This is a genomic window from Prochlorococcus sp. MIT 1327 (assembly GCF_047304785.1).
GTDB classification, from domain to species: Bacteria; Cyanobacteriota; Cyanobacteriia; order PCC-6307; family Cyanobiaceae; genus Prochlorococcus; species Prochlorococcus marinus_D.
The window spans coordinates 944,362-958,187 of sequence record NZ_CP138972.1; the positions used below are offsets into that span (position 1 = coordinate 944,362).

Below are 13,826 nucleotides of genomic sequence, written 5' to 3' on the forward strand. Positions count from 1 at the left end.
ATTCATCTTTCTGAAATGCCGGCTAACGGATTTGAACCGATGGCCTTCGCTTTACAAAAGCGCTGCTCTACCACTGAGCTAAGCCGGCAATCCTGGAAGTGTAACGACGGAGGTGGCTGCTTCTGGCTGACAGTTGGCAATCAGCCACAAGGTGAGTTCGAGTCGGCTTTGACAGCCGGTTTTGGCGAGGGCATGGCTGATGTGACTTTCCACGGTTCGTGGACTAAGGATCAGTCTTTGTGCGATGGCTTTGTTACTGAGACCCTCAAGCAACAAAGTCACTACGGATTGCTCGGCTGGGCTTAGTCGTTGCGATCCAGCTGATGGAGGCAATGGAAAAGAGTTTGATTGATTTTTTGGCTGCATAGCAGCAAAGCAATTTCTTTCAGGATTCCCCCTCTTCTCCGCCCTATTCCATTGCTCCAGGAGTTGACACGGATTCTTGGCTGCTGACACCCTTCTCTTGACTGCTGACAGACTTCTCTTGGCTACTGAGAGCCTTGGCTTGGTTACTGACAGCCTTGGCTTGGGAACGTTTGATCGGCAAGTTAGCCACTAAGGCCGTCATGCGATCTTCGGTTTCAAGGCTTACTTCGCCTTCCTCAAGGTCAATCTCCACGTACTTGGCAACGACCTCAAAGATTTCGCGCCGCATTTGATCGAGCAGTTCAGGGCTTAGATCGCTGCGGTCATGAGCAAGCACAAGCTGAAGGCGCTCCCTTGCCGTTTTGGCACTGGCTGGTTGGCGGCCCAGCAATTTGTCAAGAATGTCTCGCAGAGTGGTTGCCATTACTTCAAAAGATCTTGGTTTGCATCAAGCGCCACACCTTTTCGCGTAGTCCTAGTCCTTCCTTGGCCGGATCGATCAGAGGAACATCTTCCCCTTGAAGGCGACGCGCAATGTTGGAGTAGGCACGAGAGGCTGGAGAGTTGTTGGCACTGAGGGTGAGCGGCTCTCCGCGGTTGGTGCTCACAATCACCTGTTCGTCCTCTAGAACTAAACCAAGCAAGGGCAGCGCCAGGATGTCGGTCACATCGTCTGCGGCCAGCATCTCTTGATTGGCCATCATCTTTGGACGCACCCTGTTGAGCACCAGCTGAACAGGGCTTACGTCATGGGTGTTCAGTAAGCCGATGACACGGTCGGCATCGCGCACTGCCGAAACCTCAGGCGTTGTTATCACGATTGCTTCTTTGGCGGCAGCAACAGCATTTTTGAAGCCGTCTTCGATCCCCGCGGGGCAATCAATTAATACATAGTCGAATTGCTTGGCCAGCATCGCGGCAATGCGTTGCATGTCCTCAGGTTTGAGCCACTCGAGCATGCGGGGGTTCCCGGCGGGCAGAAGGGAGAGGTTTGGCTCCTGCTTGTGTTTCACCAAGGCCTGATCAAGCCTGCAGTTCTCTGAGAGCACTTCCTGGGCGGTGTAGACGATTCGGTTCTCCAGGCCCAGTAGTAGATCGAGGTTGCGCAAGCCGAAATCTGCATCCAACACAACGGTTTGAACTCCAAGCTTGGCAAGAGCGATACCCAGGTTGGCGGTGAGGGTGGTTTTGCCGACACCTCCTTTTCCGGAGCAGATCAGAATGTTGCGTGTCGTTGGCGCCACGGGCCATTGAAAAGTGCGGTCAGCTTAAGTGGCGTAGGCAATAGGCCCAAGAGAAATGGTCCAAGGTTTGCAATGGAACAAATGGGCTTTGTTCAACGGGGTATGAGCCGGAGGCTTAATCGTGATGTGTGTTTGCCTTTTGAGGCTGAAGAATTAACCGTTGAATCTGTTAGCCCTAGCAGGTTCGATCATGATTGTGCCTGCTTCAAGTCGGGCCTCTTCTGCTAAGCCAGGTTGGGGTTGATCTTCAGGGCCTCGAGCAACTGCATCGGCAATACGCAGCTGAAGTGGTCTGAGTTGTAGGGCCACAATTTTTGCTTTGGTGTCGCCATCCTGTCCTGCGTGAGCAATGCCGCGGAGTCGCCCCCAAACCATCACGTCGCCTCCAGCTGATATGCGTGCGCCGGGGTTGACATCCCCGAGTAGCAGCACGTCTCCTTCTGCGCTCAGATGGTCGCCTGATCGCAGAGTGCCTTGGTGGAAGAGCAGTTTTTGGGGCGTCTTGGGCTTGGGTTGTGTCTCGCCAGAGCGTGTTTTGGAGCTGTTTCCCTGTGGAGAGGCCATATGCGTTGGATAACCCAGAGCAGCAGCGCTGACAAGGGTTTCTCGCAAGTTGGCGTGAATTCTGGTCAGCGTCACTCCTTCTTTGTTCAGCAGCTCCCTCAGCTGATGCAGGTCCCGGCAACCCAGTTGCCAGTCGCGGCAATCGAGTTCGGTGGGCCCAGGATCAAGTTCATTGAGCATGGCCGGCAATGTTTCTCGCCAATGTGCTTCTCGGCACCAGGGGAGTGTGAGTCGTTGTGCCTCAGGCTCGCTCACCTCGATCTCCAAGACCCTTTTCAGATGAGGACGCTAGGCCACCAGTCCGTCTAGGTTGCCAGCGCAGCTTGAAGCTCCCCATGAATCTCTCGGGGATAAATCAACCATGAAGAGTCGGCTGGGGTAATCAAGCTGGCGACCAGAGGAGAGGCTTGCTCGAGGGCTCGCAATTGCCTTCCATCCCAAAGACGTAGCCCTCCTTTGTAGGGGTGATACCCGCGCTGTTGCTGATGGCGTAATCCACAGCAGAGCGCTGGATCGAAGCCTTGGCGTTCAGCTAGTTGCCGAGCCAGAGTGAGGACCTCTAGCTGGTTGCTATGGCTTAGATGTTCCACTGCAAGGGCTTTCAGGAGGTGGCGATTGAGGAAGCGTTTGCAGAGTTCGGCTAGAGGTGCAGGTCCCTCGTCTTGCCAACGCAGGAGGTGATAGCCGGTGCGCAGGTCATCATTGGCCAGGAATGTGTCGAGGTCGAGTTGATTGAGGCTCCAGAGCCAGGTGGCCATGATCTTGTCGGCCCAAACATGAGCAGCTCCGAATTGGCGAGCGGTGCGCACCACCTGCTCAAGCAGCCAGTTGCAAACAACATTGAGACGGTGGTTGTAGACACTGCGGTACATCAGGTTGCGTACGACTAGGTAGTGTTCAACTGCCATGAGGCCTTTTGGATGAATGGCCATGGCTCCATCAGGCGCCAGGGTGAGGGCGGAGAGGATTCGCTCGAGGTCGAGCTGGCCGTAATGGGTTCCTGTGCTGTAGCTGTCTCGCAAGAGATAGTCGAGTCGGTCGCAGTCCAGTTGGCTACTAACCAGAGCCTTGATCACGCTGTGGGGTGAACTGCCCCGTTCAAGAAGATTGGCTACTCCATCTGCAGTGCCCGGGGCGTAGGCCTCAAGGGGCGCACGCACGGCGGGATGTTCTCTGACTAAACGCGCCGACCAGGTCTCATGGTCCAGACCAAATATTTCCTCTCCGGTATGGCTTAGGGGGGCATGGCCGAGGTCATGCAGTAGGGCCGCTCCATAGAGCAGCCCGCGATGTTCCTCTAGGCCTGAGTCGAACTGCAGCAACCTTTCCAGAGCAAGGCGTGCGAGATGGAACACACCAAGGGAATGGGTGAAGCGACTGGACTCAGCTCCATGAAAGGTGAGGAAGGCTGGCCCAAGCTGACGGATGCGGCGCAGCCGCTGGAATGGCGCCGCATCGATTAACTGCATCACCATGGCCTCTGCTGCATCGCTGGCATTGAGGGTGATGCCGCGATGGAGAGGGTCGTGATACGTGCGCAGACTCATGGATCATCACGATTCTGCTGAGTTTTGAATTCAACATCTTCAGCACTATCGAGCTGAAGATCTTCTGTGGTCTCTAACTGGGCATCCTGATCGCGGTCGAGTTGGGCCTCCATCCAGAGTTCAGCATCATGCAACCAACGGTCTTCTTCTCCGCCAGGATTGAGGGGTTCAGGAGGATCCAGAGTTCGATCCGGCTCGATGCCCTGGTTTTGAATGTCTCGGCCGCTTGGAGTCATGTATCCGGCTACCGTCACGGCCAGGCCACTGCCGTCGCTCAGGTTGGTGAGTGTTTGGATCAGACCCTTGCCAAACGTGCGGCTACCAAGCAGCTGTGAGCGGCTGTTGTCTTGCAGGGCACCAGCCAGAATTTCGCTCGCGCTGGCAGTCCCTCCGTTGACCAGTGTCACCATCGGACCGTCATAAAGGGTTTCAATTGCAGAAGGGATTGCTTCGTTAATGCGCTCTCGGTTGCGTGTCTCCACGATTGGAGAGCCACTCAGGAAGGCATCCGCTACTGCTAGTCCAGAGCTCACTAACCCACCGGAGTTATTGCGCAGATCTAGAACTAGACCTTCAATCTCTTTTTCTGACAGTTCCTGAAGTGCTTCTTTGACCTGTTCGGGTACTCCTTCGCTGAACTGGGTGATGCGTAGGTAGCCCAGGGTGTGTTTAGCACTCCTCAGTCGGCGGGTCCGTACTGGCCTGAGATCCACACTGCGTCGCTCGAGGGTGAGTTCTTCGCTAGATCCATTTAGGGGTTGCAGCTTTACGACAACTTGTGAGCCCACTTCTCCCCGCAGCCTTGCAGCTGTGGCTTCGAGGCCAAGGGATTGTGGAGACTGGCCATCCACGCTGAGTAAGGCCGTGCCGCTTGTGACGCCTGCATCGGCCGCGGGGGATCCTTCAAGCGGAGCGATAACCACGACCTGGCCATCTTCAGCGCGGGCCCCCAGCTGTAGGCCAACGCCGTTGATCTCGCTGCCCAAATTGGCGGCTTTTATGGCGGTGTAGTCGTCTGGTCTCAATAGTCTTGTGTAGGGATCTTCAAGTGGAAGCAGCATCGCTTCGATGGCCTCATAGGCCTCGTTACTACGGTTGATTGTTTTCTCTAATGCCTGCTCTCTTAGCCTTCGCCAGTGCACCTCATCGAACTTGGCTGGGTCTAGATATCCCTGGTTGACGAGCCGCCAGCTTTCAACGACCAGTTGTTGGGCATCATTCAATGCCATGGCTGGAGCCGCCATCAGCAGCACGCCAAGACCCAGGCTCAGCCACGCAAGCCATAGGCGCCGCAGCGGATGTGATCTGGAGTTAGTAGTCGGCAACATTGGCTTCATGCCGGGTGCTGTCCATGCAGGACGTTAAGTAGACTCTCGCAATCCGGACCCTCATTTGCATGACGAACTCCTCACCTGTCTACGACTGGTTTCAGGAACGTCTTGAGATTCAGGCCATAGCTGACGATGTCAGCTCCAAGTACGTGCCTCCGCACGTCAATATTTTCTACTGCTTAGGCGGAATCACGCTGGTGTGCTTCCTGGTTCAGTTCGCGACAGGTTTCGCGATGACCTTTTACTACAAGCCCACTGTGACTGAGGCCTATAGCTCTGTGAGCTATCTGATGTCAGATGTCAGTTTCGGCTGGTTGATTCGTTCTGTGCATCGCTGGAGCGCCTCGATGATGGTGTTGATGCTGATCTTGCACGTCTTTCGCGTCTACCTCACTGGCGGCTTTAAGCGTCCGCGAGAGCTCACCTGGGTTACCGGTGTTGTGATGGCTGTGATCACCGTTTCTTTCGGGGTAACCGGCTATTCCCTCCCATGGGATCAAGTCGGGTACTGGGCTGTGAAGATCGTTTCAGGCGTGCCTGCTGCTATTCCCGTGGTTGGAGACTTTATGGTCGAATTGCTTCGCGGTGGCGAGAGCGTCGGGCAGTCCACCCTGACTCGTTTTTATAGCCTTCACACCTTTGTGCTGCCCTGGCTACTTGCAGTGTTCATGCTCATGCATTTCCTGATGATCAGGAAGCAGGGCATTTCAGGTCCGTTGTAAGCGTTAATCATTCAGATTCAAATCCCACTTCCTTCACGTTTTTATATTTCAGTTCATCACCTACTTCATTCGCTAACTATTCGGCCAAAATCCCATGCACATTCTTAAGAAGCCCGATTTCTCTGATCCAAAATTGAGGGCAAAACTGGCCAAGGGCATGGGGCACAACTACTACGGGGAGCCTGCTTGGCCGAATGATCTCCTTTACATCTTCCCAGTCGTGATTCTGGGCACGTTTGCTTGCCTTGTTGGTCTTGCTGTTCTTGATCCCGCGATGTTGGGTGATAAAGCAGATCCCTTTGCAACGCCTCTAGAGATTCTTCCTGAGTGGTATCTCTATCCGGTGTTTCAGATTCTTCGGGTTGTTCCGAATAAGCTGCTTGGCATTGCTTTGCAAACCCTTGTTCCTCTCGGGTTGATGTTGATTCCCTTCATCGAAAGCGTTAATAAGTATCAGAATCCATTCCGCAGGCCAATTGCGATGGCCTTCTTTCTATTCGGAACTGTGATTACGATTTATCTCGGTATCGGTGCTTGTCTCCCCATCGACAAGTCGCTAACTCTGGGTTTGTTCTGAAAAGTTTTAAAAGTCAAGATTTGCTCGCATCAACCCGGCTTCATGCCGGGTTTTTTGTTGCGTTCACTTCATGAGTTGGCAGCAGTTCATCGAGATCCAACCACAACACGTCGTCGGGGCAGACGCGTAGAAGGTGGTGGAGAAGTAGAAATCCCACCATGGTCCAGGTTTGGTAGGTCCTTGACTGCTGTCCTACCCAGGTGCCTGTTGGTCCATCAAAGTATTCGGCCCATTTTTGACGCGGCAGTTGGTTTAATTGGCTCCAGTAGCACTCCTCCAGTAGGGCGCGCATTTCACCCATCAGCAGCACGTCGGCCTCAGGATGACGCCGTTCATGTAACAAGATTGAGGCTCCGAAGAACCAGAGCAGGCTGGGCCAGTGTCCGCCGTTGTGATAGCTCCATGGCCAGTTTTTCGGGTCTGAACCTGTCTTGTTCTGCCATTCCGCCCCTTCCATGGGCGGATGGCAGATACGCATGGGCATCTGAGCCATCAGATGCTGTCGGTTGTGAAGCACCAGTCGGAACAGCGCGCGCTGTTGAGGGGCGGTGAGCAGCCCAAACAGGCAGGCTAGGGAGTTTCCGAGACTGTAAAAACGAAAGTCAGGTCGTCCGGTGCGGATGTTGCCGATGAGATAGCCACCCCGGTTTTCAAGCCAGTCTTGAAGCCAGTCGGGAACGACCTGTGGCTGCACGTTGAACTCGTTTTGGTGCTGGTTGTCGCCGTATTGCTCTGTGGGCCTTCTCCGCAGCACCTGCATGGTCTTGCTGGTGACCCAGTAGTGCTTCAGCAGAAATTGACGTAGGTCATGCACCCATTGGCGGGTCAGTAAGAGACGTTGGTCGAGAAGCCGACTGACATGAGTTTTGCGACTCAGTTCCATTAGCTCGATGCAGCTGCGCAGGCAGGCATAGAGCAGGACTTCCACTTCAAGTGGTGCCCCCCAAACATCCATGGGGCGGTCAATCATGAATGAGCAATCCTGCACAAATAGAACTGGAGTGCCCTCGAAGGTGGGATGCAGCACGAGATCGAGCATCAGCTGCACCCCTCGTTGGACCTTTTGGTTGGTGCCGAAGTTTTTGTCACCGCTGCGCTTGACATAAAGCCAGCACAAAATGGGCCACCAAAGGCTTGCGTCCACAGAGGTGATCCTGCCGATTGAGCGCTGGCCATAGTCAGCAATTAGTTCGCCTTGTTCCTCAACGAAGCTGGTGGGGAACACCCCGCGTGTCTGATAGGTGGTGCTTTGCAGATCTAGGCAAACGCTGAGAAATTGCTTCACCTCCTTGTAACGCTTTTGGGTGAGCAGGTAGATCATCACGGGCACGTTGTCGCGCAGGAAGACCTCGCCGTAATTGAGCGCTTTGTTATGGGGCTGATGCTCAAGAGCCGCCACGCTGCCGGCCACAGTGCCGCCGACTTCGATCAGCGTGCGTTCGAAATGCTCCTTGACCTGCTCCACGACCTGGTCTTCATTGGAGTTGGGACGAACCCTCTGGTTTTGCTGGTTTAAGCGTCCGGCCATGGACTGATATGCAATGCATTTGCCAAACGCTAGTGATGGCAGCCTTGACCAACAGTGGAAGCAACTATGGAGATGAGAGCGATTGAGAAAAGATTGCGAGAGGGGTATGAAATGGGCTATGTTTTTGGACTGCGCGAAGGGCTGAGCCCTGTAGCGCAACCCACGCGGTGCTGATAGCGAAAGCTTGAGGCGTCAGTGGGCGCTTACAAGAGCAGAGGAGCGATCCGCTGGTGTTGTAGGTTTTAGAAGCGATCGCAAGATCGCAGCGCCTGACACTCCTTACAAGGGAGTGGAGGAGCAGAACCTGGACAACTTAAGAGTTTAGGAACTGACGCTTTTGTCGCGTTTAGGCCCGATGAGCAGCGATCAAAAGCTGATCAAAGGGTTTGAGCAGATATGCGACGAGAGTGTGAGGTCCCGTCAAAAGAAATTAGTTGCAGAAACCTGTTACAGCATCAATTTTTGCTTTCACGGGCGAGGATTGATGTCAAAGGTGTGACAGGTGAAAGCAACGACCGGATCTGAGATCCTGGAAAGTCACAGAAGGAAGAGATTCTGAAGTGCACTCTTGTAATCCTTCTGTCAGAGGAAGGGGGCAACAACTGCTTGTCGTACGCCAGTGCGAATGAGTGGGTGAAGCAAATCAGACTGAGTGATGAGCCTGTAAGGGTTGATTGCGAGAGGGTTTGATCTACTACGGAGAGTTTGATCCTGGCTCAGGATGAACGCTGGCGGCGTGCTTAACACATGCAAGTCGAACGAACCTTCGGGTTAGTGGCGGACGGGTGAGTAACGCGTGGGAATCTGCCCTCAGGAGGGGGATAACGGTTGGAAACGGCCGCTAATACCCCATATGCCGAGAGGTGAAATGAATTTCGCCTGAGGATGAGCCCGCGTCTGATTAGCTAGTTGGTGAGGTAATGGCTCACCAAGGCATCGATCAGTAGCTGGTCTGAGAGGATGATCAGCCACACTGGGACTGAGACACGGCCCAGACTCCTACGGGAGGCAGCAGTGGGGAATTTTCCGCAATGGGCGCAAGCCTGACGGAGCAACGCCGCGTGAGGGATGAAGGCCTCTGGGCTGTAAACCTCTTTTCTCAAGGAAGAAGATCTGACGGTACTTGAGGAATAAGCCACGGCTAATTCCGTGCCAGCAGCCGCGGTAATACGGGAGTGGCAAGCGTTATCCGGAATTATTGGGCGTAAAGCGTCCGCAGGCGGCTTTTCAAGTCTGCTGTTAAAGCGTGGAGCTTAACTCCATCAAGGCAGTGGAAACTGATTGGCTTGAGTGTGGTAGGGGCAGAGGGAATTCCCGGTGTAGCGGTGAAATGCGTAGATATCGGGAAGAACACCAGTGGCGAAGGCGCTCTGCTGGGCCATAACTGACGCTCATGGACGAAAGCCAGGGGAGCGAAAGGGATTAGATACCCCTGTAGTCCTGGCCGTAAACGATGAACACTAGGTGTCGGGGGAATCGACCCCCTCGGTGTCGTAGCCAACGCGTTAAGTGTTCCGCCTGGGGAGTACGCACGCAAGTGTGAAACTCAAAGGAATTGACGGGGGCCCGCACAAGCGGTGGAGTATGTGGTTTAATTCGATGCAACGCGAAGAACCTTACCAGGGTTTGACATCCTGCGAATCTCTTGGAAACGAGAGAGTGCCTTTGGGAACGCAGTGACAGGTGGTGCATGGCTGTCGTCAGCTCGTGTCGTGAGATGTTGGGTTAAGTCCCGCAACGAGCGCAACCCACGTTTTTAGTTGCCAGCATTCAGTTGGGCACTCTAGAGAGACCGCCGGTGATAAACCGGAGGAAGGTGTGGATGACGTCAAGTCATCATGCCCCTTACATCCTGGGCTACACACGTACTACAATGCTACGGACAAAGGGCAGCAAGTTCGCGAGGACAAGCAAATCCCATAAACCGTGGCTCAGTTCAGATCGTAGGCTGCAACTCGCCTACGTGAAGAAGGAATCGCTAGTAATCGCAGGTCAGCATACTGCGGTGAATACGTTCCCGGGCCTTGTACACACCGCCCGTCACACCATGGAAGTTGGCCACGCCCGAAGTCGTTACTCCAACCCTTGTGGAGGAGGACGCCGAAGGTGGGGCTGATGACTGGGGTGAAGTCGTAACAAGGTATCCGTACCGGAAGGTGCGGATGGATCACCTCCTAACAGGGAGACAAAACAATGATTTTGATGTCTGAGTATTTTAATTCTTAGGCCGAAATCCTGTCACCTTAGGTCGATCGGTACCTCAAGTTGAGAATCAAAGAAAAGCTGAGTAATCAGCTTGGAGACTGATGATTGATTTTAGTTCCTAAACTTGTCTAGGTCACACCCCGCAAGGGTTACTCCTGGGCCATTAGCTCAGGTGGTTAGAGCGCACCCCTGATAAGGGTGAGGTCCCTGGTTCAAGTCCAGGATGGCCCATTCGGTGTTGGGGGTTTAGCTCAGTTGGTAGAGCGCCTGCTTTGCAAGCAGGATGTCAGCGGTTCGAGTCCGCTAACCTCCACTGACGAATCTTCTGACAACGAGCCAATGGTGAGAATCGTTGTGTGATGTGATTTAGAATTTAAGTTTGCTGGCAGACCCTAGCTTCTTATCATTCCAGGTCTCAATCAATTGAGGTTAGGTTGATAGGACGCTGGGCTCACTGTAATTCGCAAGAATTGCAGAGATGTTCAGCAGAACCTTGACAACTGCATAGGTAAGTCTGGAAAGAATAAAGCATCTCATGGATGCATGATTCTTGGGAATCAGCTAGTGCAATCTGCGTCAGTAGAGAGCTGAGGTTGATGAACGAGAATGATGTTTGATTCTTGAGTCAAGAGCCGAGACTCTATAGCGTTCTTTCGATGTCATCGAGGCATCGAGAGTTTGATTGGTCATTCAAACCATCTTCAATGACAAACAATTCAGTTTAACTGGAGAAGTTTGAGACTGAAGCCAGGTGAATTGCTAAGAATACGTATTCAACTACGTGAAGCGTTATAGAGATTAATTGGTCAAGCTACAAAGGGCTCATGGTGGATACCTTGGCACACAGAGGCGATGAAGGACGTAGTTACCTGCGATAAGTCTCGGGGAGCTGGACACACGCTTTGATCCGGGAATTTCCGAATGGGGCAACCCCTAGTACGGCCAGCTGAATCCATAGGCTGGTGCGAGCCAACCCAGCGAACTGAAACATCTTAGTAGCTGGAGGAAAGGAAAGTAAAAACGACTCCCTAAGTAGCGGCGAGCGAACGGGGAAGAGCCTAAACCGATGGTTTCGACCATCGGGGTTGTGGGACAGTAATGTGTATCAGGGATGTTAGGAGAAGTGTTTGAATGGCACACCACAGAGGGTGAAAGTCCCGTAACCGAAAACTGAACTGAACTAGCTGTATCCCGAGTAGCACGGAGCACGTGAAATTCCGTGTGAATCCGCGAGGACCACCTCGTAAGGCTAAGTACTACTGTGTGACCGATAGCGCAACAGTACCGCGAGGGAAAGGTGAAAAGAACCCCGGGAGGGGAGTGAAATAGAACATGAAACCATGAGCCTACAAGCAATGGGAGCCCGACTAAATCGGGTGACCGTGTGCCTGTTGAAGAATGAGCCGGCGACTTATAGGCACTGGCAGGTTAAACCGGAAATGGTGGAGCCATAGCGAAAGCGAGTCTGAATAGGGCGATCGTCAGTGTTTATAGACCCGAACCCGGGTGATCTAACCATGGCCAGGATGAAGCTTGGGTGATACCAAGTGGAGGTCCGAACCGACTGATGTTGAAAAATCAGCGGATGAGCTGTGGTTAGGGGTGAAATGCCAATCGAACCCGGAGCTAGCTGGTTCTCCCCGAAATACGTTGAGGCGTAGCGTCTAGTGCTCCAGCAGGGGGGTAAAGCCACCATTTCGGTGCGGGCTGCGAGAGCGGTACCTAATCGAGATGAACTCTGAATACCCTGTGTGTAACTAGGCAGTCAGACTGTGGGGGATAAGCTCCATGGTCGAAAGGGAAACAGCCCAGACCGCCAGCTAAGGTCCCCAAATCAACACTAAGTGATAAAGGAGGTGGGATTGCCCAGACAACCAGGAGGTTTGCCTAGAAGCAGCCATCCTCAAAGGAGTGCGTAATAGCTCACTGGTCGAGCGATCCTGCGCCGAAAATGAACGGGGCTAAGTGTTGTACCGAAGCTGCGGATTTAACTTGTTAAATGGTAGGGGAGCGTTCTATGTGGGGCGAAGCGTTAGCGTAAGCGGGCGTGGACTGCATAGAAGTGAGAATGTCGGCTTGAGTAGCGAAAACATGGGTGAGAATCCCATGCCCCGAAACCCTAAGGGTTCCTCCGGCAGGCTCGTCCGCGGAGGGTTAGTCTGGACCTAAGGCGAGGCCGAAAGGCGTAGTCGATGGATAACAGGTCAACATTCCTGTACCGGTTATGTTTTGGGAAGGGGGACGGAGAAGGCTAGCCAAGCCAGATGTTGGTTACTGGTTTAAGCGTTCGAGGCGTTGAGGAGCGGCGAAAACGTTCTGAGCTAAGGCGTGAATACGAGCTGCTACGGCAGCGAAGTTGGTGATGTCATGCTTCCAAGAAAAGCCCTATACCCGTTAAGGCATAACTGCCAGTACCCGAAACCGACACAGGTAGGGTGGTAGAGAATACCGAGGGGCGCGAGATAACTCTCTCTAAGGAACTCGGCAAAATGGCCCCGTAACTTCGGGAGAAGGGGTGCCAGCGAGAGCTGGTCGCAGTGAAGAGGCCCAGGCGACTGTTTACCAAAAACACAGGTCTCCGCTAAGTCGCAAGACGATGTATGGGGGCTGACGCCTGCCCAGTGCCGGAAGGTTAAGGAAGCCGGTCAGCGTAAGCGAAGCTGGCGACTGAAGCCCCGGTGAACGGCGGCCGTAACTATAACGGTCCTAAGGTAGCGAAATTCCTTGTCGGGTAAGTTCCGACCCGCACGAAAGGCGTAACGATCTGGGCGCTGTCTCGGAGAGAGGCTCGGCGAAATAGAATTGTCTGTGAAGATGCGGACTACGTACACCCGGACAGAAAGACCCTATGAAGCTTTACTGTAGCTTGGTATTGTGCCCGGGCTCTGAATGCGCAGGATAGGTGGGAGACGTTGAAGTAGTGCTCGTGGGTGCTACTGAGTCAATGGTGAGATACCACTCTTTCAGAGCTAGGGTTCTAACGTTCACCCGTTATCCGGGGAGCGGACAGTATCAGGTGGGCAGTTTGACTGGGGCGGTCGCCTCCTAAAAGGTAACGGAGGCGCGCAAAGGTTCCCTCAGGCTGGTTGGAAATCAGTCGACGAGTGCAAAGGCAGAAGGGAGCTTGACTGTGAGACCTACAAGTCGAACAGGGACGAAAGTCGGCCTTAGTGATCCGACGGTTCTGAGTGGAAGGGCCGTCGCTCAACGGATAAAAGTTACTCTAGGGATAACAGGCTGATCTCCCCCAAGAGTTCACATCGACGGGGAGGTTTGGCACCTCGATGTCGGCTCATCGCAACCTGGGGCTGAAGTCGGTCCCAAGGGTTGGGCTGTTCGCCCATTAAAGCGGTACGCGAGCTGGGTTCAGAACGTCGTGAGACAGTTCGGTCCATATCCGGTGTACGCGCAGGAACATTGAGAGGATTTCTCCCTAGTACGAGAGGACCGGGAGGAACGCACCTCTGGTGTACCAGTTATCGTGCCAACGGTAAACGCTGGGTAGCCATGTGCGGAGTGGATAACCGCTGAAAGCATCTAAGTGGGAAGCCCACCTCAAGATGAGTGTTCCCATGGCATAAGCCAGTAAGGTCACGGGAAGAACACCCGTTGATAGGCTCTACGTGGAAGTCCAGTAATGGATGCAGCGGAGGAGTACTAATAGACCGAGGGCTTGACCATCCATTTGGTTCTTGCCCGAGAAACAAGTTTTATTCAATTCAGAGCATCATTCGCAAGGATG

9 protein-coding genes, 3 tRNA genes and 2 rRNA genes are annotated in these 13,826 nt (G+C 53.7%); 6 read left to right on the plus strand and 8 right to left on the minus strand.

Annotated features, from left to right (window positions below):
* Positions 1 to 16: 16 nt before the first annotated feature.
* From SIB80_RS04540 to ctpZ, 7 genes are all read right to left on the minus strand, one after another.
* A tRNA-Thr gene (locus SIB80_RS04540) sits at positions 17 to 88 on the minus strand.
* Positions 79 to 333, minus strand: a complete 255-nt coding sequence (locus SIB80_RS04545) for a response regulator transcription factor (protein ID WP_236065979.1) — start codon at positions 331 to 333, stop codon at positions 79 to 81. Before SIB80_RS04545 ends, SIB80_RS04540 begins: the two co-directional genes overlap by 10 nt.
* Before the next feature lie 76 nt (positions 334 to 409).
* Positions 410 to 790, minus strand: a complete 381-nt coding sequence (gene minE, locus SIB80_RS04550; protein ID WP_063419323.1) for a cell division topological specificity factor MinE — start codon at positions 788 to 790, stop codon at positions 410 to 412.
* Between the two features lie 4 nt (positions 791 to 794).
* Complete coding sequence (gene minD / locus SIB80_RS04555; protein ID WP_063419324.1) at positions 795 to 1,610, minus strand: septum site-determining protein MinD; 816 nt, start codon at positions 1,608 to 1,610, stop codon at positions 795 to 797.
* Positions 1,611 to 1,763: 153 nt separating this feature from the next.
* Positions 1,764 to 2,441, minus strand: a complete 678-nt coding sequence (gene minC / locus SIB80_RS04560) for a septum site-determining protein MinC (RefSeq protein ID WP_063419325.1) — start codon at positions 2,439 to 2,441, stop codon at positions 1,764 to 1,766.
* 38 nt (positions 2,442 to 2,479) lie between these two features.
* Positions 2,480 to 3,721 carry an HD domain-containing protein gene (locus tag SIB80_RS04565; protein ID WP_063419326.1) on the minus strand — a complete coding sequence of 414 codons (1,242 nt, stop codon included), beginning with the start codon at positions 3,719 to 3,721 and terminating at the stop codon, positions 2,480 to 2,482.
* Entirely contained in the window at positions 3,718 to 5,058 is a 1,341-nt protein-coding gene (gene ctpZ / locus SIB80_RS04570) for a carboxyl-terminal processing protease CtpZ (RefSeq protein WP_063419327.1), read from the minus strand. Before ctpZ ends, SIB80_RS04565 begins: the two co-directional genes overlap by 4 nt.
* A 59-nt stretch (positions 5,059 to 5,117) precedes the next feature.
* Here ctpZ and petB point away from each other — a divergent pair, with 59 nt between their 5' ends.
* Both petB and petD read left to right on the plus strand, forming a co-directional pair.
* Positions 5,118 to 5,774 (plus strand): cytochrome b6, encoded by a 657-nt coding sequence (gene petB / locus SIB80_RS04575; protein WP_011131016.1) that lies wholly within the window; start codon positions 5,118 to 5,120, stop codon positions 5,772 to 5,774.
* A 94-nt stretch (positions 5,775 to 5,868) separates the two neighbouring features.
* Positions 5,869 to 6,351 carry a cytochrome b6-f complex subunit IV gene (gene petD, locus SIB80_RS04580; protein WP_011131015.1) on the plus strand — a complete coding sequence of 161 codons (483 nt, stop codon included), beginning with the start codon at positions 5,869 to 5,871 and terminating at the stop codon, positions 6,349 to 6,351.
* Positions 6,352 to 6,391: 40 nt separating this feature from the next.
* Here petD and SIB80_RS04585 read toward each other — a convergent pair whose 3' ends face one another.
* Positions 6,392 to 7,879, minus strand: coding sequence for a glycoside hydrolase 100 family protein (locus tag SIB80_RS04585; RefSeq protein WP_011131014.1), 1,488 nt, complete (start codon positions 7,877 to 7,879; stop codon positions 6,392 to 6,394).
* Between the two features lie 693 nt (positions 7,880 to 8,572).
* On the opposite strand from SIB80_RS04585, the gene SIB80_RS04590 reads away from it, so the two are divergent.
* The 4 genes from SIB80_RS04590 (at position 8,573) to SIB80_RS04605 (ending at position 13,765) form a co-directional block, all read left to right on the plus strand.
* A 16S ribosomal RNA gene (locus SIB80_RS04590) occupies positions 8,573 to 10,057 on the plus strand.
* 184 nt (positions 10,058 to 10,241) lie between these two features.
* A tRNA-Ile gene (locus tag SIB80_RS04595) sits at positions 10,242 to 10,315 on the plus strand.
* Between the two features lie 9 nt (positions 10,316 to 10,324).
* Positions 10,325 to 10,397: transfer RNA gene (locus SIB80_RS04600), tRNA-Ala, on the plus strand.
* A gap of 491 nt (positions 10,398 to 10,888) precedes the next feature.
* Positions 10,889 to 13,765, plus strand: a 23S ribosomal RNA gene (locus tag SIB80_RS04605).
* Together the 16S and 23S rRNA genes with 2 tRNA genes alongside form the textbook arrangement of a ribosomal RNA operon.
* The last annotated feature ends 61 nt before the right edge of the window (positions 13,766 to 13,826 follow it).